The following is a 23,246-nucleotide window of genomic DNA, read 5'->3' as shown; positions in this document are numbered from 1 at the left end:
CCGTGCCGGTTTTGGTATGGTAGGTTGGTATGGTAGGGAAGGGTACGCTTTCGTCTCCGCACCACGCAAAAAGACTGCTCAGACCGCCGAAAACAGATTGGTTTGGTAGAAAATGGTAGCCTCGACGAGGGTCATATTAGGACGCGGCCCTCTCAAGGCTGAAACAGGGGTTCAATTCCCCTAGGGAGCGCCAGCTTTGCATAAACCCGCAGCAGCACAACCTCCGCGTCCCCTCAGGTTGATTTGTGCTGACGGCGATGCTGGGGGAAATACCATTGCATCACGTGTCGCAGCTTGTCGGAATCTCCACGCGCCCAGTTGCGCATGATTTCGCAGCCGAAGGAGATCGCGGTGATGGGTTTTGCCCCCGCCTGAATCATTCGGTCAAACGCGCGCTCGTGTGCGGTCGGCGAGATGCCGCCCACAGCGTCGGCAACCGGATAGACCTCGTAGCCCTCGGCCAGCATGTCGAGGGTCGGAAAGGCCAGGCAGACCTCGGTCCAAAGCGCGGCGATGACTACCTTGCGCCGCGCGGTGCCTTGGACGGCCTTGCGGAAGTCCTCGTCCTCCCAGGCATTGACGCCCGTGCGGTCGATTTCTTCCACTCCCGGCAGAGCCTCGCGTATCGCCGAAATCGTGCCTTCGTTCACGCCCATGTCCACTGCGACCGTCGAGAGCACCACGGGGATGCTGTAGGCCTGAGCGAGTTTGCACAGCGCGACCACATTGAGGGTGATCTCCTCACGGGAGGAAGAGGTCACGGTCGAATATTGCTCAGGCTGGAAGTCGATCAGGACCAAAACGCAGTTTTGCGGCGTTAGAAGATGATCGGCCTTGGGATCGCGGACGGGCTCGGGCTGGATCTTTGCCACGCTTTTCTTCTCCTTCAAGTCGAAATGAAACTGCCGTCATTGATGATCCAAACCAATATCAGACGCAACCTCATGGCGGCTTCCATCTTCATCCTCTCCAGACCACCCGAATGCAGCTGACGGTTCTCATCCACGTCGAGAAGGCTTCGGTGACCGGCGCCCGCGACCCGATTTACCTCACACGAAAAATTTACAGGTGTGGTCCAAGCCCGCGCAACGGCGGGCCGCGGCCGATCGAAAACGTGATACACCGTCAGCCGATCTGGACCCAGGCAACGGACCCACGATGAATCTCGACCTGACCCGACGCACTTTGCTGCACCTCGCCGGCGCCTCCTCGTTCGCTGCGGCTGCCGCAGGAGCGGCGCGCGCCGAGGGAAATGCTGGCAGCGGAAGACCGACCTTCGCCAACCGCACGCCGATGCGGATCGGCACGGTGACGATGCGAGTCCGCAAGCTGGATGCCGTCGCGGATTTCTATCGTGATGTGCTGGGTCTGACGGTGATGGAGCGGACCGTTGCCGGGGCGGTACTCGGTTCGGACGGCGTAAGACTGCTGGTGCTCGAGGCGCGTCCGCAAGCTGCCGACGAATCCCGCAAGGCCGCCGGGCTCTATCATACCGCCTTCCTGATGCCGTCGCGCAAGGATCTGGCGCGCTGGCTGGTGCATGCGGCGCTCCATCGCGTGCCGCTGTCGGGCTTTGCCGATCACCGCGTCAGCGAATCCGTCTATCTCGACGATCCCGAGGGCAACGGCATCGAGGTCTATGCCGATCGCGATCCCTCGCTCTGGCAATGGAGCGACGGCACGGTGACGATGGGGACCGACCAGCTCGATATCGACGGTCTCGTCGCGCTCACCGATACGCGCGTCAGCGATTACGCGCGCGCGCCGGAGGGCTTGCGCATCGGGCACATCCATCTGCGCGTCGGCGATCTGGCGCAGGCCGACGGTTTTTACCGCGGCGCCCTCGGCTTCGATCCGACGCGCCAGCGCAACGGTGCCGCCTTCCTGTCCTCCGGCCGCTATCATCATCATCTCGGTCTCAACGTCTGGCAAAGCGCGGGCGCCGGCCGCCGCGACGATGCGGCCACCGGCCTGGCCTGGTTTTCACTGGAGATCGAGCAAGCGGAGTTGTTCGCCGCACGGGAAGAGCGCCTGCGTCAGGCCGGCGTCACGGTGGCAGCCATTGCGAACGGGCTCGAGGCCGTCGACCCCTGGGGCACGCGGGTGCGCCTCGTCAAGGTCTGACGGCCCTCCGGAACCTGCGCTTCGGCGCAGCCTCACCGGTCCATGCGCATGGCAGCCCAGGGAATGCTGGTGTAGTGTCGGATCAGCGATGAGCGGGATTCCGAATGACCGAAATAGTCGAAAAAACCTCTTCCGATTCCGCTCCGGCATCCAACGCGCCTTTCCGGCCGCACACTTCGCACTGGGGCGCTTTTTCGGCGCGCTGGCAGGGCGACGAATTGCGGGTTCGCCCGCATCCCGACGATCCCGATCCGAACCGCATCATCGAGAATTTTCCCGGCGCCTTGCGCCATCGCGCGCGGGTGGCGCAGCCGATGGTGCGCCGTGGATGGCTCGAAGGCAAACGTGGACCTGACGAACGCCGCGGACGCAACGAGTTCGTTCCGCTGTCCTGGGACGCGGCACTCGATCTGCTCGGCGCCGAGCTGGCCCGTGTGCGGGAGAATCATGGCGCAGGCTCGGTGTTCGGCGGATCCTATGGCTGGTCGAGCGCGGGACGCTTTCACCATGCGCAAAGCCAGGTCCACCGCTTTCTCAACATGGCGATGGGAGGCTATGTCAGGTCGGTCAACACCTACAGCTCCGGCGCTTCCTCGGTCCTGATACCTCACATCATCGGCGACTACGAGCAGATGACGAAGCGCAACGTGACCTGGGAGCAGATCGTCGCGCATAGCGAGATCGTGGTCGCCTTCGGCGGCATGGCGCTGAAGAACAGCATGGTGGCCGGCGGCAGCGTCAGCCAGCATGTCGAGCGCGGCGCCATGGCGCGTGCCCGTGCGAACGGCTGCAAGTTCGTTCATGTCAGCCCGCTGCGTGGCGATCTGCCCGAGGAGGCGCGCTCGCAGTGGATCGCCAACATCCCCGGCACCGACACCGCGCTGATGCTCGCGCTGGTGCACACGTTGGTGGTCGAAGGACGGCACGATCGCGATTTCCTCGACCGCTATACCGTCGGCTGGCCGGTATTCGCAAGCTATCTGCTGGGCGAGACCGACGGCCAGCCCAAGGACGCGGCATGGGCGGCCGCCATATCAGGCGTGGCCGCCGACACCATCGTGGCGCTCGCCCGCAACCTGCACGGCCGCCGCGCCTTGATCGTGGTCTCGCACTCGCTGCAACGCGCCGAGCATGGCGAGCAGCCGGTCTGGATGGGGGCGGTGCTCGCCGCGGCGCTCGGGCAGATCGGCCTGCCGGGCGGTGGCTACGCCTACGCGCTCGGCGCGATCGCCTATTACGGACGCCGCAACAACGCGGTGCCGCTGCCGACGCTGCCGCAGGGCCGCAACGCCGTCGCCGAATTCATCCCCGTAGCCCGCATCGCCGACATGCTGCTCGATCCCGGAGGCTCCTATCGCTACAACGGCAGGACCCTGACCTATCCCGACATCCGCCTGGTCTACTGGGCCGGCGGCAACCCGTTCCATCATCACCAGGATCTCAACCGGCTGCGGCGCGCTTTTGCGCAAGTCGATACGCTGGTGGTGCATGAACTGGGCTGGACCGCGACGGCGCGCCACGCCGATTTCGTCTTGCCCGCGACCATGACGCTGGAGCGCGAGGATATCGGCGGCAGTTCCAACGATCCGTTGCTGGTGCCGATGCCGCGAATCGCGCCGCCCTATGGCGAGGCGCGCGACGATTACGAAATCTTCTCCGACCTGGCCGAACGTCTCGGCGCCCGCGAAGCCTTCACCGAGGGCCGCACGGTCCGCCAGTGGCTGGAGCACCTGTATGAGCCGACAAGGAAGGGTCTGGCGGGGATGGATTTGCCGGCGCCCGATTTCGAAACATTCTGGGCGAGCGACGGCCTGATCATGCCGCAACAGGACGACGATGGCGGACAGATCAGGCGTTTCCGCGACGATCCTGAAGCGGCGAAGCTGCCGACTCCCAGCGGCAAGGTCGAGATCTTCTCAAAAACCATCGCGGGCTTCGATGAGCCGTCCTGTCCCGGTCATCCGACCTGGCTCGCGCCGGTGCAGCCGGCGCCATCGACGCCGCTGATCCTGGTCTCCAACCAGCCCGCGACGCGGTTGCACAGCCAGCTCGACTTCGGTGCGCACAGCGCGGGCTCGAAGCATCGCGGCCGCGAGGTCGCCCGCATGCATCCGGCCGACGCCGCCGCGCGCGGCATTGCCGACGGCGACATCATCCGTCTGTTCAACGAGCGCGGCGCCTGCCTGGCCGGCGTCCGCGTCACCGACGACATCAGGCGCGGGGTAGTCCAGTTGCCGACCGGCGCGTGGTACGACCCCGCCGACCCAAGCGAAGAAGCCCCGCTCTGCGTGCACGGCAATCCGAATGTTCTCACGCGCGACATCGGCACATCCGCTTTGGCGCAGGGCTGCACCGGGCAGTTGACGACCGTCGAGGCCGAACGCTTCGACGGCAACCTGCCGCCGATCCAGGCCTATGATCCGCCGGTGGTTTCACACCCCGATCCCGTTCCGCGCCACCACGTCGCGAAAGAATGAGGCGCTGAGTTTTGCCACCCGCGCCTGTGTTTCGAAGTCCACCCGGTACACGCCGAACCGCTTTTCAAATCCAAAGATCCATTCGAAATTGTCCATCAGGCTCCACAGGAAATAGCCCTTTACCGGCACGCCTTCCGAGGTCGCGCGCTGCAGCTGGGAGAGGTAGTTGCGCAGGTACATGATGCGGTCGAGGTCGTAGACCTTTCCGTCGGGGCCAAGCTTGTCCTCCGAGGAGGTGCCGTTCTCGCTGATGTAGATGGTGTCGATGTCCCAGACCTTGGCGGCCAGCCGCGGCGCCCAGTAGATCACCTCGGGGCCGACTTTCAGCCATTCCGAGTTCATGTGCGGGAACGAGGCGGGGATGGGCAGCACGGACCAGCCGGGCTTCCTGTCGGAGGCGGCGATGTAGAATTGCGGCGCGTAGATATTGAGGCCGACGAAGTCGTTTTTGGCGCCGATGATCTTCAATTCCTCGGCGGTGAATTTGGGGGCGTCCTTGCCGTTAAATTCAAGGAAGCCGTCGGTATATTTGCCCTCCAGGATCACGCCGAGAAAGCCCGCGTTCAATTCGCGCGTCGCCATCTCGGCGGCGCGGACATGTTCAGGGGTGTCGAACGCCGGCACGCAGGCCGCGATGTTTTCCGCCGGGCCGACTTTGGTGCCGGCGCGCGCCTTGGCGCGGATCGCCTGCACGGCGAGGCCGTGTGCCAGCACCACGTGATGACGGGCCTGGTTGAGTTCGCCCAGCGGCAGTTTCAGGCCCGGCGCATCGATGCCCCAGCCGTAACCGAAATTCAGAAATCGTCCGGCCTCGTTGAGGGTGAAGATGTTCTTCACGCGATCGCTCAGGCGCTCGGCCACGTAACCCGCGTAGTCGCCGAACGCCTTCGAGGTGTCGCTGGATTGCCAGCCGCCGACACGGTCCTGCAGCGCCTGCGGCAAATCCCAGTGATACAGCGTCGCGTAGGGCTCGATGCCGTTGTTCAGGAGCTCATCGACCAGTCGGTTGTAGAAATCGAGCCCCTTGGGATTCGCAGCGCCGCTTCCCTCCGGAAACACCCGCGGCCACGCGATCGAAAACCGATAGGCCTTGACGCCGAGATCCCGGATCAGGCCGACGTCTTCCTTGTAGCGGTGATAGTGATCGTTGGCGCGGTCGGCGTTGCTGCCGTCCTCGATCTTGCCCGGCGTATGGGCAAACGTGTCCCAGATCGAACGGCCGCGGCCGTCCTCGTTGACGGCGCCCTCGATCTGATAGGACGATGTGGCGGTGCCCCAGACGAAATCGTTCGGAAAGGGGAACGGCGCGTGCCGCTCGGCTGCCGGCCTGGCGTCACCATCCGCGGGCTTCGCGGGCGTCGCCGCCAGCCCAAAAAAGGCGGAAAGCCCCGTGAGCTTGGCAAAATGCCGACGCGAAAATCCTGAGAACATCGGCTTCTCCGTCAGGGATCGATTTGCCAGGCCGAAATACGGTCGATCTCGAATTCGACCGTAACAGGAGCTTCAGCGTCGACGAAACCGACGCCCTGAAAATTCTTCGAGCCCATTGCCAGATTGACGATCATGTAAGCGCGGAGAAAATTCCGATCACGGCCACAATTCTCGGGTTCATGTCGTCGTCCTCCGGCTCACACATGGCGATGGACAACCATTGGCTATTCTATCCCTGACCCCCTGCCGGGAAAGAACGCCGATGTCGCACATTTGGCCCGCGATTGGCGCTCCGCCGAAGCGCGTGTGACGCCGCGCACATAAGTCGCCGCCGGTCCGGCCTAGGGTCTCGTTCAGGCGGACACAAAATCACGGATTTGCCAACCACACCCGTCTGTGGGGCATGATTGAAAAAGGGGATTTCGGATGAAAAAGTTTGCTTTGACCATTGCCACGGTTGCCGCCCTCGCTGCGGTCGCGACCGCGCCGGCGGAAGCACGTGGCGGACGCGTGGGTGCCGGCCTGGCCGCATTGGCGGCAGTGGCCACCGTCGCCATTGTGGCGGACACCGTCGTCAACAATCACGGCTATGGTTATGGTTATGGCCATGGCCATTACTACGGCGGACCGGCCTACTACAGCTACGGCACGCCGGTGTATGTCAGCCGCCACCGCGGTTGGCGCTGATGGTTTCGGCAACGGCCCGGAGGAAGCTCCGGGCCGTCAGCGTTTCTGCAGACATTTGACCCGGACGCTGCGCGGGCTCTAAAGTCGGTCCATGACCGATTTCCACGGCGTCTTCCCCTATCTCGTCTCCCCGATCGATCCCGCAGGCCAGATCCGCACCGATGTGCTCGGCCGTCTTTGCGACGATCTCATCAAGTCCGGCGTGCACGGACTGACGCCGCTCGGCTCGACCGGCGAGTTTGCCTATCTCGACAACGCGCAGCGTCAGGCCGTGGTGCAGACCACGATCGAGGTGGCAAGAGGCCGCGTGCCTGTGGTCGCCGGCGTCGCTTCGACCTCGACGGCGGATGCGGTGGCCCAGGCCAAAGCCTGCCAGAAGCTCGGCGCCGACGGCATTCTGGCGATCCTGGAAGCGTATTTTCCGCTCAGCGATCGCCAGGTCGAATCCTATTTTCGCGCCATCGCGGACGCGGTCGACATTCCCGTGGTGATCTACACCAATCCGCAATTCCAGCGCTCGGATCTCACGCTCGACGTCATCGCGCGGCTCGCGGCGCATCCCCGCATCGGCTACATCAAGGACGCCTCGACCAATACCGGGCGGCTGCTGTCGATCATGAATCGCTGCGGCGACAACATAAAGGTATTCTCGGCGTCGGCGCATATCCCGGCCGCGGTGATGCTGATCGGCGGGGTCGGCTGGATGGCGGGGCCGGCCTGCATCATCCCCGAGCAAAGCGTCGAACTCTACAACCTCTGCAAGGCCGCGCGCTGGGACGATGCGCTGAAGCTGCAGCGCCGGCTGTGGCGCATCAACGAGGCCTTCGCGCGCTACAACCTCGCCGCCTGCATCAAGGCCGGGCTGGCGATCCAGGGCTACGAGGTCGGCGACCCCGTGCCGCCGCAGGCCGCGCTGACGGCGGAGGAGCGCAAGGCCGTCGAGGCGGTGTTGCGGGAGGTGGCGGGCGCGGTTTCCTGACCGTTTGCCGCCGGGACTGCCAGAAACTTCTGGCCCGTTGAGACGTTCTTGCACCTGGCGCGGCTGGGTCCGGCAGCCAGCATATTACCCCGCAATGGGCTGAATTTGCTAACGAGGTGAAAGGATGGACCGTCGCACCACTCTGGCTCTGGCAGCCGTCGCGGCGCTGGTACTGGCGCTCATCGGCGGGAAATTCTGGCTCACCCCGTCGACAACCTCGGTGGCGCGAGCAGTCGAACAGCGCGGCGCGTTTTCAGAGGCCGAAAGGGGAGCGATTGAAATCTTCGAGCGGGTATCCCCGTCGGTGGTGCAGGTCGCGGCACGGTCCGGCGCCGACCTGATTTCCGAGGACGAAATGCCATCGTCGCCAGGCGGAGGCCCATCGTCATCCCGCACCGGCTTCATCTGGGATCACCAGGGCCATGTCGTCACCAACGACCACGTCGTCCAGGGTGCAAAGACCGTCGCGCTTCGCTTTGCCTCGGGTGAAGTGGCCGAGGCCGAGGTGATCGGCGTTGCGCCGAATTATGACCTTGCCGTGCTGCGGATCCGGAATGCGCGGCAGCCGCCGCCGCCCTTTGCGCTCGGAAGTTCGGCCGACCTGAAAGTCGGGCAAGCCGCCTTTGCGATCGGCAATCCGTTCGGGCTTGATCAATCGATGACCAGCGGCATCATCAGCGCGCTGAAGCGGCGGCTGCCGACCAGCAGCGGCCGCGAAATCGCCAACGTCATCCAGACCGATGCCGCGATCAATCCCGGCAACTCGGGTGGGCCGCTGCTGGACTCCGCGGGTCGGCTGATCGGCGTCACCACCGCGATCATTTCACCGTCGGGAACCAGCGCCGGAATCGGCTTCGCGGTACCGGTCGATATCGTCAACCGCGTCGTGCCCGAACTCATTCGAACCGGCCGCGTGCCCACCCCGGGGATCGGTATCGTGGCGGCGAACGAGGCGCTTGCGACCCGGCTCGGGATCGAAGGATTGATCGTCGTTCGCACGGTGCCCGCAGGTCCGGCGGAACGCGCGGGGATCCGTGGTGTCGACTTCCCCACCGGGGCGCTCGGGGATGTCATCACCGAGGTCAACGGCAAGGCCGTTCGGCGGCTTTCGGACCTCACCGACGAGATCGAGCAGATCGGCGCCGGCCGATCGGTGAAATTGACCGTGAAACGGGGCTCGCAGTCGCGCAGTCTTGACGTCGACGTCGTGGACATCGGCCGACCGTCATAGTGCTCAAATGTGAGGCTGGTTCGGTCAGTTGTTTCCATCGCAAAATCCGTTAAAACCCGCCTGCGAACAAGAGACTCGAAGGACCAACTGATGAACATTCTTCCCGGCAATCTGCGTTTCGGTGCGGGCAAGCCCGTCAAGCGTCTTGAAGACCAGCGACTGCTCACCGGGAAGGGGCAGTTCATCGACGACAAGCCGGAAGACGGCGCGCTGTGGTTGCACGTGCTGCGCTCGCCGCACGCCCATGCCAAAATTACCTCGATCGACAGCAAGACGGCCGCCGCGATGCCCGGCGTCGAGGCGGTCTACACCGGCGCCGACCTCGTCGCCGACGACATCGGCACCATCCCGACGCTGGCGGTGTTCATGCGGCCGGACGGCAAGCCGATGACGGTGCCGCCGCGCCGGCTGCTGGCCCATGAAATCGTGCGCTATGCCGGCGAGGCCGTGGCCGCCGTGGTGGCAACATCGCGGGTGGCGGCGCAGACCGCGGCGGAGGCGATCGCGATCGACTATGAAGTGTTGCCGTCGGTGGTCGATCCGGTTGAAGCGACAAAGCCCGGCGCGCCGGTGGTGTGGGCCGAGGCGCCGGACAACATCGTCGCCGCCATGAGCTATGGCGACGCCGCCAAGGTGGAAGCCGCGTTCGCCAGCGCTGCGCATAAGGTTTCGCTCGAGCTGGTCAGCCAGCGCCTCGTTCCGTCCGCGATGGAGCCGCGCTCGACCATTGCCGAGATCGAGAAGAAAACCGGACGACTGATCCTGCATGTGCAGTCGCAGACGCCGGGTTCGACCCGCGACCTCCTGGCGGATGCGGTCTTGAAGCGGCCGAAGGAGAGCATCCGCGTGCTGGTCGGCGATATCGGCGGTGGTTTTGGCCAGAAGACCAGCCTCTATCCGGAAGACGGCATCGTCGCCTATGCCGCGACCAAGCTGAACCGCAAGGTGCGCTGGCGCGGCGACCGCACCGATGAATTCGTCGGCGGCACCCATGGCCGCGATCTCACCTCGACCGGCGAGTTCGCGCTCGACGCCAGGGGCCGCGTGCTGGCCTATCGGGTGCGCTCGGTCGGCGGCACCGGCGCCTATAGCTCCGGCGCCGGCAATATCATCCCGCTGGTGCTCGGGCCGTTCGTGCAGTCTGGCGTCTACGACCTGCCGCTGGTGCATTATGAGGTCAAGTCCGTGATGACCCACACCGCACCGGTCGGCGCCTATCGTGGCGCGGGCCGCCCCGAAGGCGTCTTCATCGTCGAGCGGCTGATGGATGCCGCAGCAAGGCAGATCGGGATGGACCCGCGCGCCATCCGCAAGGTCAACTACATCAAGCCGGCGCAACTGCCCTACACCAACCCGGTCGGACAGGTCTATGATTCCGGCGCGTTCGCCCACATGCTGGAGCGCGCCTCGAAGCTTGCCGACTGGGACGGTTTTGCCGCGCGCAAAAAGGCGGCGAAGAAGAAGGGCCTGCTCTACGGCCGCGGCCTCACCAGCTATATCGAATGGACCGGCGGCCGCGCCCACACCGAAAAGGTCAGCCTGCACGCCACCGCGGAAGGCCGCATCATCCTGCATTCCGGCACCATGGCGATGGGGCAGGGCCTGCAGACCACCTTCACGCAGATGGCGTCGAACGCGCTCGGCATCTCCATGGACAAGATCGACATCGTGCAAGGCGATACGGATCTCGCCACCGGCTTCGGCAGCGTCGGCTCGCGCTCGCTGTTCGTCGGCGGCACTGCGCTGGCGGTATCCGCCGCCGACATGATCGCGAAGGCTCGCGAGAAGGCCTCGAATATTCTGGAGGCTTCCGTCGAGGACATCGAATACCGCGAGGGCATGCTGACCGTGGTCGGCACCGACAAGCGGATCGGCCTGTTCGAGATCGCGAAGAAGGAAAGCGGCGCGCGGCTCAGCGTCGACAGCGAGGGCGAGGTCGACGGCCCGAGCTGGCCGAACGGCACCCATATCTGCGAAGTCGAGATCGATCCCGAGACCGGCGTGACGAAAATCGTGCGCTACACCACGGTCGACGACGTCGGCGTGGCCGTCAATCCGATGCTGGTAACCGGCCAGATTCACGGCGGCGTCGCCCAGGGCATCGGCCAGGCGCTGTACGAGGGCGTCAGCTACGACCCCGAAGGCCAGTTGCTGACCGCGAGCTACCAGGACTATTGCCTGCCGCGCGCCGACGACATCCCGCCGATCGCGGTCGCGCTCGACGACTCAGCACCCTGCAAGACCAACCCGCTCGGCGCCAAGGGCTGCGGCGAATCCGGCACGATCGGCGGCACCCCCTGCCTCGTCAACGGCGTCATCGACGCGCTCAGCGAACTCGGCATCAAGAACCTCGCCACGCCGCTGACGCCGATGAAGGTCTGGCAGGCGATCCGGGACGCGAAAGCGGGGGTGTGATCTTCACCCTCCCCTGAAGGGGGAGGGTCGACGCGCCTCGGCGATGCGCAGCATCGTCCGAAGCGCGGCGGGGTGGGGTGACAGTCTTTCGTTTCGGGCGGTGCGCGAGTGGTGGGACCTTCACCCCACCCCGTCTCGCATCTTCGATGCGAGCCGACCCTCCCCCTCCAGGGGAGGGTAAGCGAGAACTACAGCCCCAGCACCATCTTCGCGACGATATCGCGCTGGATCTCCGAGGAGCCGCCGAAGATCGTGTAGGCGCGGCCGTTGAGATATTCCGGGACTATCGGCAGCATTTCTTCCGGGATTCCCGGCGCCTCGTTCAGCCGGTACAGCGGACGCATCGGCTCGACGTAGAGGCCGTCATTGCCGATCACCTCGACGCCCAGCCGCGTCACCGCCTGGCGGATTTCGCTGACTCTGAGCTTCAGCAGCGACGACACCGCGCCCGGGTTCTGCCCGGTCTGCAGCGCCGACAGCACCCGCAGCTCGGTCATCTCGAGCGTGTCGATGTCGACCTCGATCTCGGACATCCGAACCGCGATATCGGAATCGTCGATGGCGCGGCCGGTGGCGTCGGACTCCGCGAGGTCCGAAACGGTCTTCAGCGCGTCGCGCAATTTGGCCGAGGCGATGCCGGCGCCGCGTTCGAACTCGAGCAGGTACTTGCCATAGGTCCAGCCCTTGCCTTCCTCGCCGACGCGGTTGACGACGGGGACGCGAACGTCGTCGAAGAACACCTGGTTGACCTCGTGGTCGCCGCCGATGGTCAGGATCGGCCGCGTCGTGATGCCGGGGCTCTTCATGTCGATCAGGATGAAACTGATGCCGTCCTGCTTGCGCTCGGTGTCATTGGTGCGCACCAGCGCGAACATGCGGTTGGCGTGATGCGCATGGGTGGTCCAGATCTTGGTGCCGTTGATCACGTAGTCGTCGCCGTCGCGCACCGCGCGGGTCTTCAGCGAGGCGAGATCGGAGCCGGAGCCCGGCTCGGAATAGCCCTGGCACCAGTAATCCTCGCCCGAGAGGATTCGCGGCAGATAAAAATTCTTCTGCTCCGGCGAGCCGAACCCGATGATGACGGGGCCGACCATCTTGACGCCCATCACGTTGACGTTGGGCGTGCCGGCGCGGGCGCATTCGGCCTCGAAAATCCAGCGCTGCGCCGGCGTCCAGTCGGGTCCGCCAGCGTCCACCGGCCAGCCCGGCGCGCCCCAGCCCTTCCTGTGCAGCGCGCGCTGCCAGGCCATGCCGATATCGGGATCGGAAAATACCGATGGCGTCAACGCGGTGGCGCGCTTCATTTCCGGCGTGAGATTCTGCGCAATGAAGTCGCGGACTTCCTGCTCGAAGATGCGTTCTTCCGCGCTGAAGGTGAGGTCCATGCTGGCGCTCCGATGCTCAGGCGTGAGGGGGTGTTCGTCCGCCCAACGCGGCGTGACGGCGGTAATGATGGGCGCTGCCGCCGAACAGCGTGTCGAAGGCGAGCAGCCGCTTGAAGTAGGAGCCGATGTCGAGCTCTTCGGTGACGCCCATGGCGCCGTGCAGCTGCACCGACTGTTCGGCGACGAAGCGCGCGGATTTGCCGATTTTGGCCTTGGCGCCCGACGCGGCACGCCCGCGCGCGACGGGTTCGGCATCGGCCATCACGGCAGCACGCAGCGCGATCGACCGCGCCTCGTCGCAATGCATCGCCATGTCGGCGAGGCGGTGACGAATGACCTGGTTGGCGGACAGCGGCCGGCCGAACTGCTGGCGCACTTTGGTGTATTCCAGCGTCATGTCGAACATGATCTGCATGATGCCGACCGCCTCGGCGCCGAGTGCTGCCAGCGCGCGATCGACCACGGCCTCGATCTGCGGCAGCGCATCGCTGCCGTCGCCGAGCAGGGCGTCGGCGGCAAGGCTCACATTGGCGAGATCGAGGTTGCAGGCCCGGCCGCCGCCGAGCCGCGCGTAATCGCGCAAGGTGAGGCCGGGCGTGCCGGCGGGAACAAGGAACAGGGACAGTTTTCCGGCAGTGCCGTCGTCGCTGGCAACGCGGGCCGAAACGATGATCTGCCCCGCCGCATGGCCATCGATCACGGCGATCTTGTGCCCGTCGAGCCGCCAGCCGTCGGCCACCTTCATCGCCGCGGTCTCGACTTTTGCGAGATCGAAGCGCGCGGCTCGCTCCGAATGCGCGAAGGAAAGGCGCAGCGATCCGTCGGCGACCTTTGGCAGCATCGCCTGCTTCTGCGCCTCGCTGCCGCATTCGGCGATCAGGCCGGCGCCGATCACCACCGTCGACAGATAGGGCTCGGAAACCAGCCCGCGCCCAAAGGCCTCCATCACGATGCCGGTCTCGACCGCGCCCGCACCCAAGCCGCCATATTCCTCCGCAATCGGCAGCGCCAGCCAGCCGAGATCGGCGAATTGTTTCCAGATCGCCGGGCTGAAGCCCAGCGGATCGCCCGCGCTGCGGCGGCGGTGATCGGCATCATAGGTTTCCGCGATAAAGCGGTCGACACTTTCGCGCAGCAGGCGCTGTTCGTCGCTGAGGTTGAGGTCCATCTGATTTACTTCACCGCCGCCGTTTTTTTGACCGAGGGATGCAGTCCCGCCGGGTCCACCACCATGCCGAATTCCTGCAGATTATGCGCGTGACAGAGCTGATGCAGCGCGAAGGCCTGATCGATCGCCGCGGGCTGGCCCATGACATCGACCGAGCGGTTGACCGCCTCCTTTGTCATTTTAAGTGCGAACGACGGTTTGGCGGCGATCCGCTCGGCCAGCTTCATCACGAAGGAGGACAGCTCCGGCCGCGGCACCACATGATTGACCATGCCGAGCCGGTGCGCTTCGTCGGCGCTCCAGACGTCGGCGGTGAACAGCAATTCCTTGGCCTTGCGCGGGCCGAGTTCCCAGGGATGCACGAACCATTCGACGCCGCAGACGCCCATGGTCACCACGGGATCGCAGAACTCGGCGTCCTGGCTGGCGACGATCAGGTCACAGGCCCAGGCCAGCATCAGCCCGCCGGCGATGCACTTGCCATGGACTTCCGCGATCGTCGGTTTTGCCAGATTGCGCCAGCGCCGGGTGATCTGGAGATATATTTCCTGTTCGCGGGCGAAGCGGCCATGGGCGTTGGGTTCGGCAAACCCGCCCCAATTTCCGACCGGCGGAAAATCCACCCCGGCGGCGTTTTTGGCCCCGGGCCGCAGATCGTGCCCGGCCGAGAAATGCGGCCCGCTGCCCGCCAGGATGATGACCTTGACCGCATCGTCCTGTACCGCGGCGTCGAACGCGGCGTTGAGATCGTAGGTCATCTGCAGGTTCTGGGCGTTGCGCGCCTCGGGCCGGTTCATCACGATCCGCGCGATCCGCGGTTCCGGCCGTTCCACGATGATCGTCTCGTACTCCATGGCCTTCCCGATCCCTTTTATTATTATCCGGCCATGTTGCCTGTTTAGGCAAATGATAGGCAAGGGGCATCTCGCCGTTCCGGTCATTCCGGGGCGATGCAAAGCATCGAACCCGGAATCTCGAGATTCCGGGTTCGCGCCGGCGCGCGCCCCGGAATGACTGTGTGAACATGAGAGATTCTGCTACCCTGCGGAAAATTCCAACTGGAGAAATTACGATGCGCAGATTATGGACCGTGCTGGCGGCACTGGCGACGCTGAGCCTCACCAATTGCGGCTATAATGCGATCCAGACCACCGACGAGCAGGTCAAGGCCGGCTGGTCGGAGGTCGTCAACCAGTATCAGCGCCGCGCCGACCTCGTGCCCAATCTGGTCAATTCGGTGAAAGGCTTCGCGCAGCAGGAAAAGGACGTGCTGCTCGGCGTCACCAACGCCCGCGCCAAGGTCGGCAGCATCCAGGCCACGCCCGAGGTGCTCAACGACCCCGCCGCGTTCCAGAAATTCACCGCAGCCCAGGGTGAACTCTCCAGCGCGCTGTCGCGACTGCTGGTCGTGACCGAGAACTACCCGCAGCTCAAATCCGACGCGCTGTTCAAGGACCTGATGTCGCAGCTCGAAGGCACCGAGAACCGCATCGCGGTGGCGCGCAACCGCTACATCAAGGCGGTGCAGGAGTACAATGTCGGCATCCGCACCTTCCCGAACAATCTGACCGCGATGGTGTTCGGCTACAAGGAGAAGCCGAACTTCACCGTCGAGAACGAGAAGGCGATCTCGACCGCGCCGAAGGTGGATTTCAATCCGGCGCCGGCGCCGGCGGCACCTGCCAAGTAACCTGCCAAGTAACCTGACAGGTGATGCGACCATCAAGGGCCTGCCTGCGATGAACGCTGCAAGAGCCGCCTTCCTTGCGCTGCTGCTGTGCTTTTCCTGCGCAGCCGCGGCCGACGTCGCGGTGCCGCCGCTGTCGGGACGCGTGGTCGATCAGACCGGGACGTTGTCCAGCGGCGACGTCGCCGCACTGACGCAGACGCTGAAGGATCTGCAGACACGCAAGGGTAGCCAGATCGCGGTCCTGATCGTGCCGACCACCGATCAGGAATCCATCGAGCAGTTCTCGATCCGGGTCGCGGAGGCCTGGAAGATCGGCCGCAAGAAAATCGACGACGGCGCGCTGCTGGTCGTCGCCAAGAACGACCGGCGGCTTCGCATCGAGGTCGGCTACGGCCTCGAGGGCGCGCTCACCGACGCCACCGCCAGGCGCATCATCGACGAAGACATCACCCCGAAATTCAAGTCCGGCGATTTCGCCGGCGGCATTTCCGCGGGCGTCGACCGCATGATCCGGGTGATCGACGGCGAAAAGCTGCCGGCGCCGGAGCCGGAGCACTGGCGTGGCACGGGTCTCGAGAACTATATCGATCCCTTCAATCCCTTTGTCCTCGTCGCGGCATTCCTCATCAGCGGTCTGCTGCGGACCACGCTGGGTCGTCTGGTCGGCTCGGTTGCGACCGGCGGCCTTATCGGATTCGTGGCATGGCTGTTCGTCGGCTCCATTGTCGCCTCGGTCATTGTCGGGATCGCCGCCTTCATCTTCGCCATGTTCAGCGACATGGTCTCGACCGGTGGCGGACGAGGCGGCGGCGCTGGCTCCTGGTCGGGGGGCAGCAGTTCGGGCAGTTCGAGCAGCAGCGGCGGTGGCGGCAGTTTCGGCGGCGGCGGCGCGTCTGGAAGCTGGTAGAATCTGGAGCCGGTAATGGGCATCAAACGCATCGGCAGGCATCTCATCGCCCATCGCTGGCGGGTCCGGCGGATTTTTCCGCCTGACGTGATGGCGGTGATCGAACGCGCCATCAAGGCGGGCGAGGCGACGCATTCCGGCCAGCTCCGCTTCGTGGTGGAAGGCGCGCTCGACGGCGCGCCGCTGTTCCGCGACCAGCCGGCGCGCGAGCGCGCGCTGGATGTGTTCTCGCAACTGCGGATCTGGGACACCGCCGACAATAACGGCGTGCTGATCTACCTGCTGCTGGCCGACCGCGACGTCGAGATCGTCGCCGACCGCGGCATCGACGCAAAAGTCGGCGCCGCCGGCTGGGAAGAAATCTGCAAGGCGATGGAGACCGAGTTCCGGGCGGGGGATTTCGCGCGCGGCGCGATCAGGGGCATCGACGCGGTGTCGCGGCTGCTGGCTGCGCATTTTCCGAGACAGGGTGGCGGCAAGAACGAACTGCCGGATGCGCCGGTGGTGATGTAGATATTCGCTCTCTCAACGTCATTGCGAGCGAACGGACGGTGATCAACACAACCAACACTGTCGTCGCCCGGCGCAGACCGGGCGATCCAGTACGCCGCGGCTTCTCGGTGCTTGTGCTGCCGTCTCTGGAATACTGGGTCGCCCGGTCTGCGCCGGGCGATGACAGCGGATTCGGTGCGAGAGATGCACGTCATTCCCAAAGCCAGAAGTCCTACGCCTACGCCTTCGCCGAAGGCCGTTCACCGACCCGCGCGAACCATGCCGCGATGTTGGCGTTGGTGGTATCGAGCGGCTGGCCGACCTGGTTGCCGAAGTTGAGCCAGCCGTAGAGCAGGATGTCGGCGAGGGTAAAACGCTTGCCGCACAAATAGTCCTTGCCGGCGATCTGCCCGTCGAGCCATTTCAGGCGGTCTTGCGCGATCATCTTGAGGCCGGGGGAGGCTTCCGGCACGACGGGAATCCGCTTCTCGAAAAATTTCAGCGCCTCGCCGAAACGATAGCCGTTGGCGAGCGGCTCGCAAATGTTGAGGTCGACGCGGCGGGTCCACATCCGGCACTCGGCGCGCTCTTCCGGCGTCGAGCCGATCAGCGCGGGCGCGGGATGCTTCTCTTCGAGGTATTCGCAGATCGCGGTGATCTCCGACAGATAGCTGCCGTCGTCGAGCTCGAGCGTCGGCATCTGGCCGTGCGGGTTGCGCTTCAGATGCTCGGCTTCGCGATTTTCACCCTTGCGCAGGTCGACGGTCTGCCGGGGTATGTCGATGCCCTTTTCCGCCATGAACATGCGGACGATGTGCGGGTTCGGTCCGATCGAGTCGTAGAGTTTCATAGTTGTTTCCCCCATTGCGGCCTTGTTACCGCTTTTGAGCAGGCCGCCGGGGCATTTGTCAAACCGGCCGGTATCCGCGAGCGGCGTCAAGAACCGGCCGGAGCGAGTTGCTAAAATTTTGGTAAGGGCTCCGCCGGGTAACGATTTCGCAACGAATGAAAGTTACCAAATGGTGAACCTTTACTGGAGAATTCGAACGTGAGCGAACAGCAGGCCGAGCCGACCAGCAGCGAATCCGGATCCGTCAGCGCCGGGCCGGCCGTTTCCAACTCATCCGGCGCGGCAAGCCAGCCGGTGTCGGCACAGGAAGCCCCGAAAACCGTGGCCGAGGTCGAATCTCCCGATCTGGCCCCTGCACAGGGCGACGCTCCCAAGGATGCTCCCAAGGACGCAATCAAGGCGGACGCAACCAAGGTTGACGCTCCCAGGGTTGACGCCCCCAAAGCTGAAGCGGCCGATGCCGCCAGGGCCGACGCGCCGCGCGCGCCGGGCAAGATCCTGATCATGTCGTCCGGCGACCGCGGCTGGGACCACCAGGGTGTCGAGCCGGACGTGGAATCCGAGCAGGCGCAGGGCATGTTCGGCAAGCGGCGGTTGTCCGCGCTGGCGGCCGTGGTGGCGCTGGCGGCGATAACGGGCGCGCTCGGCGGCGCCCTGGCGACCGCGGGCGTGATGCATTTTGCCGGCGGAGCCTCGGCCACATCGAACAATCTCGTTCTCGAAGCCTCCGTGGCCCGGATCGACGCCGACATCCTGGCGCTGAAGGCCAGCGTCGAGCAAACCTCCAAGGTCGGTATCGTCAGGGACAACAAGGCCAGCGACCGTCTCGACAAGATCGAGAAGGCGCAAGCCGAGCCCGCCGCCAAACTCGCCAGGCTGAGCGAAGCCGTCGAGAAGCTCAAGGCCGCACAGGCAGCGCCCGTGCCGGTCGCGGCTGCTGCTGCGGCGGCGAAGGATGTCACCGGTTCGATCTCGCCTCCGGCAACGGCGGCGGTCACCGCACCGGTTCCACTGCCTGCACCAAAACCCGAAATGGCGCGGCTGCCGACGGTCGAGGGCTGGGTGCTGCGCGAGGTCGCCCATGGCGGTGCGCTGATCGAGGGACGCCAGGGAATCTATGAAGTCTATGCCGGCGATCCCGTCCCGGGCCTCGGCCGCGTCGACGCCATCCGCAAGCAGGACGGCCGCTGGGTGGTCGTGACCAGCAAGGGCCTGGTGGTGGCGCGCTAGGGATTTGGCAAGGCGCTTGCTGCCCATGCTTCGAGACGCTCGCGCCGCTCGCTCCTCAGCATGAGGTTGTTGTGTTTCAACACGTTCAACCTCATGCTGAGGAGCCGCGCCCTTGCGCGGCGTCTCGAAGGATGGACAGCAATTCCGCCCTTCGGTAATTTCCTGACCACTAGACCTTACCCGCAGAATGCCTGGAATGAGGGCTCCGGTGCGGTGTTTGTCAGGATATGGACCGCGCGTTGCCATTTATTTTCACCATCCTTGTTTTGCTGTGCGGCGCCATACCCGCGCGCGCCGCTGAAGGCCCGGCGCTGGAGCGTGGTGCGGCGATCACCGATCCCCTGGCGTTGCGCGAACTCGATCGCGGCCGGTTTGCCGTGGCGCGGGTCATGGCGCCGGAGAGATCCGTCGATATTCCCCTGACCAGCGGCCAGCTGTTCACCCTGCCGTCGATGGCGATGGTTCGCGCGGCACTCGATGCCGAGTTCGAACGGTACGTCGTCAGGCACAAGGCCGGTGTGCCGAACGAGACCATCGGCGTCGGAACCGGGCATGACTTTCAATTGTTCGATCGCGCCGTGTTGTATTCGGACGACGCGCGCTTCGTGCTGGCCGGCATCGTCAACCGGATGGACCGCGCCTTTGCCTCGCCGGAGAGCTGCGGCGAAGTCAGGTTGATCTACCGTCTGACGCGGACGCGGCCAGCCGGCGAGGACGGCGCGCCGCGGCGTCTGCCGATGACGCTGAATGTCGTGCTGAAGGCGAGGGGTGGCGGCATGACCGACGCCAGGGGCGCCGGGATCACTTGCGCCGGGATCGCCCGGCGTTGGCTCGATGCCGGCGAATCGACGCTCGCCGGTGCCGATCTCGCAGCCCGGCTGCTCGCGCCGGACGGCCCGCTCGACCTGATCCGGCCTGAAAACATCGATCGTATCGAAACCAACCTGCAGATCGTGCATGTGCCGAAATCGGCGGTACGCGAATTTCGCACCGATTATCTCTTGAAGGTGTTTCGCTTCGATTCCAGGGCGCGCGCGTTCGAGGAAGCGCCGATGGAAAACCAGATCGATCGCGAGCGAATTCTGGCGGACGCTGATCTTGGACGCGACTTCAAGGCCTGGCTGCTCGATCCCAGGCATCTCAATGAATTCGATCGCGGCACGGTCCTGATCCCCGAGCGGTTCCTGGCGAGAGCGGCGATCGCCGCGACGCCGGTCGGTTTCGATCCCTCCGGACTGCAGCCGGAATTCGGCCTGGTGCAGGGCGAGGGTGCGAACCCCGTGTTCAGCGAGAGCGACATCGTGACTGCACTCAGGAAGGCCGCCGACGTCGGCGTGACGCCCGCCAACATCCGCTCGGTCGCCGGCTTCAGGCGCCGGCTGAACGATGTCACCTGTTCGGGCTGTCATCAGACGCGCGGTATCGGCGGTTTCCATTTCCCGGGGGTGGACTGGATGGCGGCCAGGCCGTCCAATTCGACCGTCGTTCCGGCGTCGCCGCATTTCTTCGGCGACCAGATCCGGCGCCGCGATATTCTTGCCTCGATGAAATGGGGCAGCAGCCCGGATTATTCGCGCGGATTTTCCGAGCGTCCGCAATTGCGCACCAGGTCGGAATTTTTGGCGGAACTCAAGGGCACCGGCCACTATGACGGCTGGGGCGCGCATTGCTACCAGCCAAGCGCGAAGGCCGCCGACAACGACCCGAGTTTTCGTGACTGGACCTGCGCCGCGGGACTCGCCTGCGAGGCCGCCGGCAAGACCTCGCGGATCGGCATGTGTTTCGTCAAGAGCCGCTGATTTCAGTCGAAGCCGGTTGCGTGGCGACCCGACGGGCAAATCACTTCTGGTTATCGGAAACGATGTCAAGCCTCTCGCGAAAAAATATTTCTGTTTTACAGAAATAAAAACCGGGCTATATCGATAGCCATCCCGTCCCATTCAGAGGGGCGTTGCGCAAGGTCACCGATGCGGGACGGGGATGCGGTGGACGTGGATGGCGCTCCCGACCAGAGCGTCTGAAACGGACGGCGAAATCGTGTGGTCCTGACACCCCAAAGGCTGGTGTCAAGTTCGCAGCTCGAGGTGCTGCGGATGACGGTGGCAAAAGCGCAGGGCTCGCCGAGGAGATCACGTATAAGCCGTAAACCATTGCGCGGGGAGTGCCGGGTGATTCCGGTGTGACCTGACTAACGCGTGTGCCTTCTACCACTACCCATTGCACACGCGGCTATCGGGCGCATCGGGCGCCCGGCCTCCCCGCGCCCTCTGACTGGAGGGCAAGGAGATCTGATGGCAAAGCTCGGGCGCATGGCGCCGCGAGATCGCGAAAGCGTATTTGCTGTTTTTTAAATTTCAATCAAACTCCCGCAACGACGACTTCGCTGTTTGAAATCATCCGCAATCCGGGGCCGGCCTCACCGTCTGGACCTGCGCCGCGGGCCTCGCCTGCGAGGCCGCCGACAAGGCCTCGCGGATCGGCATGTGCTTCGTCAAGAGCCGTTGAAAATTTCTGGATGACAATGGAATGACTGTTTCGTGACGGGATGCCGGCGCTGGCTGGTGTTTCCAATCGGATCCATTGAGCTTGATCAAAGCGCCAATAGCTCGATCGGTTCTATTCTAAAAATGATCTTCTTAACGAGTTGAGCATGACGATGTCCGTAAGCGAGGCTTCTGGGAAAATCCGCACCGCCGCACCTTCCGCTGGGGCATTCGATCAACTAGCCAAAGTCATCCGGTCAAAGCCGGACCATGAACGTGTCAAAGAGAAAATCTCCGTTCGACACCTCAATTTCTACTATCAGGACGGCAATCACGCACTCAAGGACGTGTCGGTGCCGATCTATGCCAACCGGGTGACCGCATTCATCGGCCCCTCCGGTTGCGGCAAGTCGACCCTGCTGCGTGTCTTCAATCGCATCTACAGCCTCTATCCCGGTCAGCACGCTGACGGCGAAGTATTGTTGGATGGCGAGGACATTCTGTCCGGGAATCAGGACCTGGCCATCCTGCGAACCCGAATTGGCATGGTCTTTCAGAAGCCAACGCCGTTTCCGATGTCCATCTACGACAACATCGCCTTTGGCATTGGGCTCAATCGAGGTCTTGCCAGGGCGCAAATGGATACCGAAGTTGAAGTTGCATTGCGGCGCGTGGCGCTTTGGGATGAGGTGAAGGATAGCCTCTTGAAAAGTGGATTGGAGCTGTCAGGCGGTCAGCAGCAGCGCCTCAGCATTGCCCGCGCGATCGCAATCCGGCCAGAAGTCCTTCTTCTCGACGAGCCTTGCGCTTCCATCGATCCGATTTCTTCGGCAAAAATCGAGCAGACAATTGATGAGCTCAAGAACGACCACACGATCATCATCGTAACTCACAACCTTCAGCAAGCCGCGCGGGTTTCAGATTATGCGGGCTTCATGTATCTGGGCGAAATGGGTGAATTCGGTACCGTGCGCCAGATTTTCGTGACGCCAGGCGATCCGCGCACGCAGCGGTTCATCACCGGCCGGTTTGGCTGATGGATGCCGCTTTGTCCGGCATGCAGGGAAGAACAGTGACACGGAACTGCAACATACTTCATGCAACAATGAGCGCAGGCACCGTTCATTGACTATGGCGTACCGAGTGAGATAACGGCGCGAAACATGACCATAGAAGAACAAATAAGATACCTTACGAGCAGGCTGGTCGCTCACAGTGACGCCGAAATAGTGCCCGAGGTGTGCGGGCTGTTGAACGTCTTCGATGATGGCAACTATCGGGAGAGAATAAGTGACGCCGTAAGATGGGTCGAAATCTATGTCGATCCGCAAAAGGCGGAAGCCTATGGCGGACAAACCGTCGTGCTGGAGTTCCTGGTTCAGGAGCTCGCCACGGCGGCTGATTTGGCCGGAGCGTTGCAGGGCAATCCGCCATAGGCGCTTGCTGTCATATTGGGCTGTACGATCGCATTGATTTGGCTCAATGCGCCGTCCCCGAAGTTGAGCAGAATATCCTCATGAAAATATCGAACCTGATATGCACATCCTGCAAGGCTTCATACGAAATGGCCGAGGCCACGACGGTGAGCGGAAGGCCAGGCAGCGTTGAATGTATTGGTTGCGGCGCGACCCTGGCATCCTGGCGGGAACCGAAGGCAATCGTTTTTCGACTCGTATTGCCACCGGAACAGAAGTATC

At 64.1% G+C, this 23,246-nt stretch carries 20 protein-coding genes and 1 tRNA gene; 14 read left to right on the top strand and 7 right to left on the bottom strand.

Annotated elements, in window-relative coordinates; genetic code table 11:
* Window positions 1-97 precede the first annotated feature (97 nt).
* A tRNA-Glu gene (locus Q7U29_RS15250) sits at window positions 98-193 on the top strand.
* Window positions 194-233: 40 nt separating this feature from the next.
* Here the strand turns inward: Q7U29_RS15250 and Q7U29_RS15245 are convergent.
* Window positions 234-872, bottom strand: a complete 639-nt coding sequence (locus Q7U29_RS15245; RefSeq protein ID WP_304742809.1) for a hydrolase — start codon at window positions 870-872, stop codon at window positions 234-236.
* A 286-nt stretch (window positions 873-1,158) separates the two neighbouring features.
* Between Q7U29_RS15245 and Q7U29_RS15240 the strand changes: the two genes are divergently transcribed.
* Together Q7U29_RS15240 and Q7U29_RS15235 are read left to right on the top strand one after the other, a co-directional pair.
* Entirely contained in the window at window positions 1,159-2,124 is a 966-nt protein-coding gene (locus Q7U29_RS15240) for a VOC family protein (RefSeq protein ID WP_304742807.1), read from the top strand.
* A 104-nt stretch (window positions 2,125-2,228) separates the two neighbouring features.
* Window positions 2,229-4,601, top strand: a complete 2,373-nt coding sequence (locus tag Q7U29_RS15235; protein WP_304742805.1) for a molybdopterin guanine dinucleotide-containing S/N-oxide reductase — start codon at window positions 2,229-2,231, stop codon at window positions 4,599-4,601.
* Here the strand turns inward: Q7U29_RS15235 and Q7U29_RS15230 are convergent.
* On the bottom strand, window positions 4,557-6,032 hold the full coding sequence (locus tag Q7U29_RS15230; protein ID WP_304742803.1) for a GH1 family beta-glucosidase: 1,476 nt from the start codon (window positions 6,030-6,032) through the stop codon (window positions 4,557-4,559). The genes Q7U29_RS15235 and Q7U29_RS15230 overlap by 45 nt on opposite strands.
* Window positions 6,033-6,043: 11 nt before the next feature.
* Window positions 6,044-6,166: a hypothetical protein gene (locus Q7U29_RS15225; RefSeq protein WP_304742801.1), complete on the bottom strand. Its 123-nt coding sequence runs from the start codon at window positions 6,164-6,166 to the stop codon at window positions 6,044-6,046.
* A 292-nt stretch (window positions 6,167-6,458) separates the two neighbouring features.
* Here Q7U29_RS15225 and Q7U29_RS15220 point away from each other — a divergent pair, with 292 nt between their 5' ends.
* From Q7U29_RS15220 to Q7U29_RS15205, 4 genes are all read left to right on the top strand, one after another.
* The gene (locus Q7U29_RS15220; protein ID WP_304742799.1) at window positions 6,459-6,719 is read left to right on the top strand and encodes a hypothetical protein; all 261 of its coding nucleotides are present in this window, start codon (window positions 6,459-6,461) and stop codon (window positions 6,717-6,719) included.
* A gap of 91 nt (window positions 6,720-6,810) precedes the next feature.
* Window positions 6,811-7,698 (top strand): dihydrodipicolinate synthase family protein, encoded by an 888-nt coding sequence (locus Q7U29_RS15215; protein WP_304742797.1) that lies wholly within the window; start codon window positions 6,811-6,813, stop codon window positions 7,696-7,698.
* A 124-nt stretch (window positions 7,699-7,822) separates the two neighbouring features.
* Window positions 7,823-8,929 (top strand): S1C family serine protease, encoded by a 1,107-nt coding sequence (locus Q7U29_RS15210; protein ID WP_304742795.1) that lies wholly within the window; start codon window positions 7,823-7,825, stop codon window positions 8,927-8,929.
* Window positions 8,930-9,019: 90 nt separating this feature from the next.
* Window positions 9,020-11,344: a xanthine dehydrogenase family protein molybdopterin-binding subunit gene (locus Q7U29_RS15205; RefSeq protein ID WP_304742793.1), complete on the top strand. Its 2,325-nt coding sequence runs from the start codon at window positions 9,020-9,022 to the stop codon at window positions 11,342-11,344.
* Window positions 11,345-11,532: 188 nt separating this feature from the next.
* On the opposite strand, the gene Q7U29_RS15200 is transcribed toward Q7U29_RS15205, so the two are convergent.
* Genes Q7U29_RS15200 through Q7U29_RS15190 form a run of 3 tightly spaced genes read right to left on the bottom strand, consistent with a single transcriptional unit; the run spans window position 11,533 to window position 14,751 of the window.
* Window positions 11,533-12,729 carry an acyl-CoA dehydrogenase family protein gene (locus Q7U29_RS15200; RefSeq protein WP_304742791.1) on the bottom strand — a complete coding sequence of 399 codons (1,197 nt, stop codon included), beginning with the start codon at window positions 12,727-12,729 and terminating at the stop codon, window positions 11,533-11,535.
* Window positions 12,730-12,745: 16 nt separating this feature from the next.
* Window positions 12,746-13,897 (bottom strand): acyl-CoA dehydrogenase family protein, encoded by a 1,152-nt coding sequence (locus tag Q7U29_RS15195; protein ID WP_304742789.1) that lies wholly within the window; start codon window positions 13,895-13,897, stop codon window positions 12,746-12,748.
* Between the two features lie 5 nt (window positions 13,898-13,902).
* Window positions 13,903-14,751 carry an enoyl-CoA hydratase gene (locus Q7U29_RS15190; protein ID WP_304742787.1) on the bottom strand — a complete coding sequence of 283 codons (849 nt, stop codon included), beginning with the start codon at window positions 14,749-14,751 and terminating at the stop codon, window positions 13,903-13,905.
* A 218-nt stretch (window positions 14,752-14,969) separates the two neighbouring features.
* Here Q7U29_RS15190 and Q7U29_RS15185 point away from each other — a divergent pair, with 218 nt between their 5' ends.
* The 3 genes from Q7U29_RS15185 to Q7U29_RS15175 are packed head-to-tail and all read left to right on the top strand — an operon-like array spanning window position 14,970 to window position 17,007.
* A complete protein-coding gene (locus tag Q7U29_RS15185; RefSeq protein ID WP_304742786.1) occupies window positions 14,970-15,587 on the top strand; it encodes a LemA family protein in 618 nt (205 codons plus the stop codon).
* Between the two features lie 49 nt (window positions 15,588-15,636).
* Window positions 15,637-16,494, top strand: a complete 858-nt coding sequence (locus Q7U29_RS15180) for a YgcG family protein (protein ID WP_304742784.1) — start codon at window positions 15,637-15,639, stop codon at window positions 16,492-16,494.
* Between the two features lie 15 nt (window positions 16,495-16,509).
* The gene (locus tag Q7U29_RS15175; RefSeq protein WP_304742783.1) at window positions 16,510-17,007 is read left to right on the top strand and encodes a TPM domain-containing protein; all 498 of its coding nucleotides are present in this window, start codon (window positions 16,510-16,512) and stop codon (window positions 17,005-17,007) included.
* A 217-nt stretch (window positions 17,008-17,224) separates the two neighbouring features.
* Here the strand turns inward: Q7U29_RS15175 and Q7U29_RS15170 are convergent, their stop codons facing one another.
* Complete coding sequence (locus Q7U29_RS15170; RefSeq protein WP_304742781.1) at window positions 17,225-17,836, bottom strand: glutathione S-transferase family protein; 612 nt, start codon at window positions 17,834-17,836, stop codon at window positions 17,225-17,227.
* Between the two features lie 198 nt (window positions 17,837-18,034).
* Between Q7U29_RS15170 and Q7U29_RS15165 the strand changes: the two genes are divergently transcribed.
* From Q7U29_RS15165 to Q7U29_RS15150, 4 genes are all read left to right on the top strand, one after another.
* Entirely contained in the window at window positions 18,035-19,066 is a 1,032-nt protein-coding gene (locus Q7U29_RS15165) for a hypothetical protein (RefSeq protein ID WP_304742779.1), read from the top strand.
* Window positions 19,067-19,293: 227 nt separating this feature from the next.
* A complete protein-coding gene (locus Q7U29_RS15160) occupies window positions 19,294-20,865 on the top strand; it encodes a hypothetical protein (protein ID WP_304742777.1) in 1,572 nt (523 codons plus the stop codon).
* An 851-nt stretch (window positions 20,866-21,716) separates the two neighbouring features.
* Entirely contained in the window at window positions 21,717-22,586 is an 870-nt protein-coding gene (locus Q7U29_RS15155) for a phosphate ABC transporter ATP-binding protein (protein WP_304742775.1), read from the top strand.
* 213 nt (window positions 22,587-22,799) lie between these two features.
* Window positions 22,800-22,985 carry a hypothetical protein gene (locus Q7U29_RS15150; protein ID WP_304742773.1) on the top strand — a complete coding sequence of 62 codons (186 nt, stop codon included), beginning with the start codon at window positions 22,800-22,802 and terminating at the stop codon, window positions 22,983-22,985.
* The last annotated feature ends 261 nt before the right edge of the window (window positions 22,986-23,246 follow it).

This window comes from Bradyrhizobium sp. (assembly GCF_030654605.1).
Taxonomy (GTDB): Bacteria; Pseudomonadota; Alphaproteobacteria; order Rhizobiales; family Xanthobacteraceae; genus Bradyrhizobium.
The sequence above is the reverse complement of the archived record's forward strand: the minus strand, read 5'-3'. Positions and strand labels throughout refer to the sequence as shown.

Bases quoted from the DNA above. Each gene is read 5' to 3' on its own strand.
- Q7U29_RS15240 (WP_304742807.1), top strand. From the start codon at position 1,159: ATGAATCTCGACCTGACCCGACGCACTTTGCTGCACCTCGCCGGCGCC.
- Q7U29_RS15235 (WP_304742805.1), top strand. From the start codon at position 2,229: ATGACCGAAATAGTCGAAAAAACCTCTTCCGATTCCGCTCCGGCATCC.
- Q7U29_RS15230 (WP_304742803.1), bottom strand. From the start codon at position 6,032: ATGTTCTCAGGATTTTCGCGTCGGCATTTTGCCAAGCTCACGGGGCTT.
- Q7U29_RS15225 (WP_304742801.1), bottom strand. From the start codon at position 6,166: ATGATCGTCAATCTGGCAATGGGCTCGAAGAATTTTCAGGGCGTCGGT.
- Q7U29_RS15220 (WP_304742799.1), top strand. From the start codon at position 6,459: ATGAAAAAGTTTGCTTTGACCATTGCCACGGTTGCCGCCCTCGCTGCG.
- Q7U29_RS15215 (WP_304742797.1), top strand. From the start codon at position 6,811: ATGACCGATTTCCACGGCGTCTTCCCCTATCTCGTCTCCCCGATCGAT.
- Q7U29_RS15210 (WP_304742795.1), top strand. From the start codon at position 7,823: ATGGACCGTCGCACCACTCTGGCTCTGGCAGCCGTCGCGGCGCTGGTA.
- Q7U29_RS15205 (WP_304742793.1), top strand. From the start codon at position 9,020: ATGAACATTCTTCCCGGCAATCTGCGTTTCGGTGCGGGCAAGCCCGTC.
- Q7U29_RS15200 (WP_304742791.1), bottom strand. From the start codon at position 12,729: ATGGACCTCACCTTCAGCGCGGAAGAACGCATCTTCGAGCAGGAAGTC.
- Q7U29_RS15195 (WP_304742789.1), bottom strand. From the start codon at position 13,897: ATGGACCTCAACCTCAGCGACGAACAGCGCCTGCTGCGCGAAAGTGTC.
- Q7U29_RS15190 (WP_304742787.1), bottom strand. From the start codon at position 14,751: ATGGAGTACGAGACGATCATCGTGGAACGGCCGGAACCGCGGATCGCG.
- Q7U29_RS15185 (WP_304742786.1), top strand. From the start codon at position 14,970: ATGCGCAGATTATGGACCGTGCTGGCGGCACTGGCGACGCTGAGCCTC.
- Q7U29_RS15180 (WP_304742784.1), top strand. From the start codon at position 15,637: ATGAACGCTGCAAGAGCCGCCTTCCTTGCGCTGCTGCTGTGCTTTTCC.
- Q7U29_RS15175 (WP_304742783.1), top strand. From the start codon at position 16,510: ATGGGCATCAAACGCATCGGCAGGCATCTCATCGCCCATCGCTGGCGG.
- Q7U29_RS15170 (WP_304742781.1), bottom strand. From the start codon at position 17,836: ATGAAACTCTACGACTCGATCGGACCGAACCCGCACATCGTCCGCATG.
- Q7U29_RS15160 (WP_304742777.1), top strand. From the start codon at position 19,294: ATGGACCGCGCGTTGCCATTTATTTTCACCATCCTTGTTTTGCTGTGC.
- Q7U29_RS15155 (WP_304742775.1), top strand. From the start codon at position 21,717: ATGACGATGTCCGTAAGCGAGGCTTCTGGGAAAATCCGCACCGCCGCA.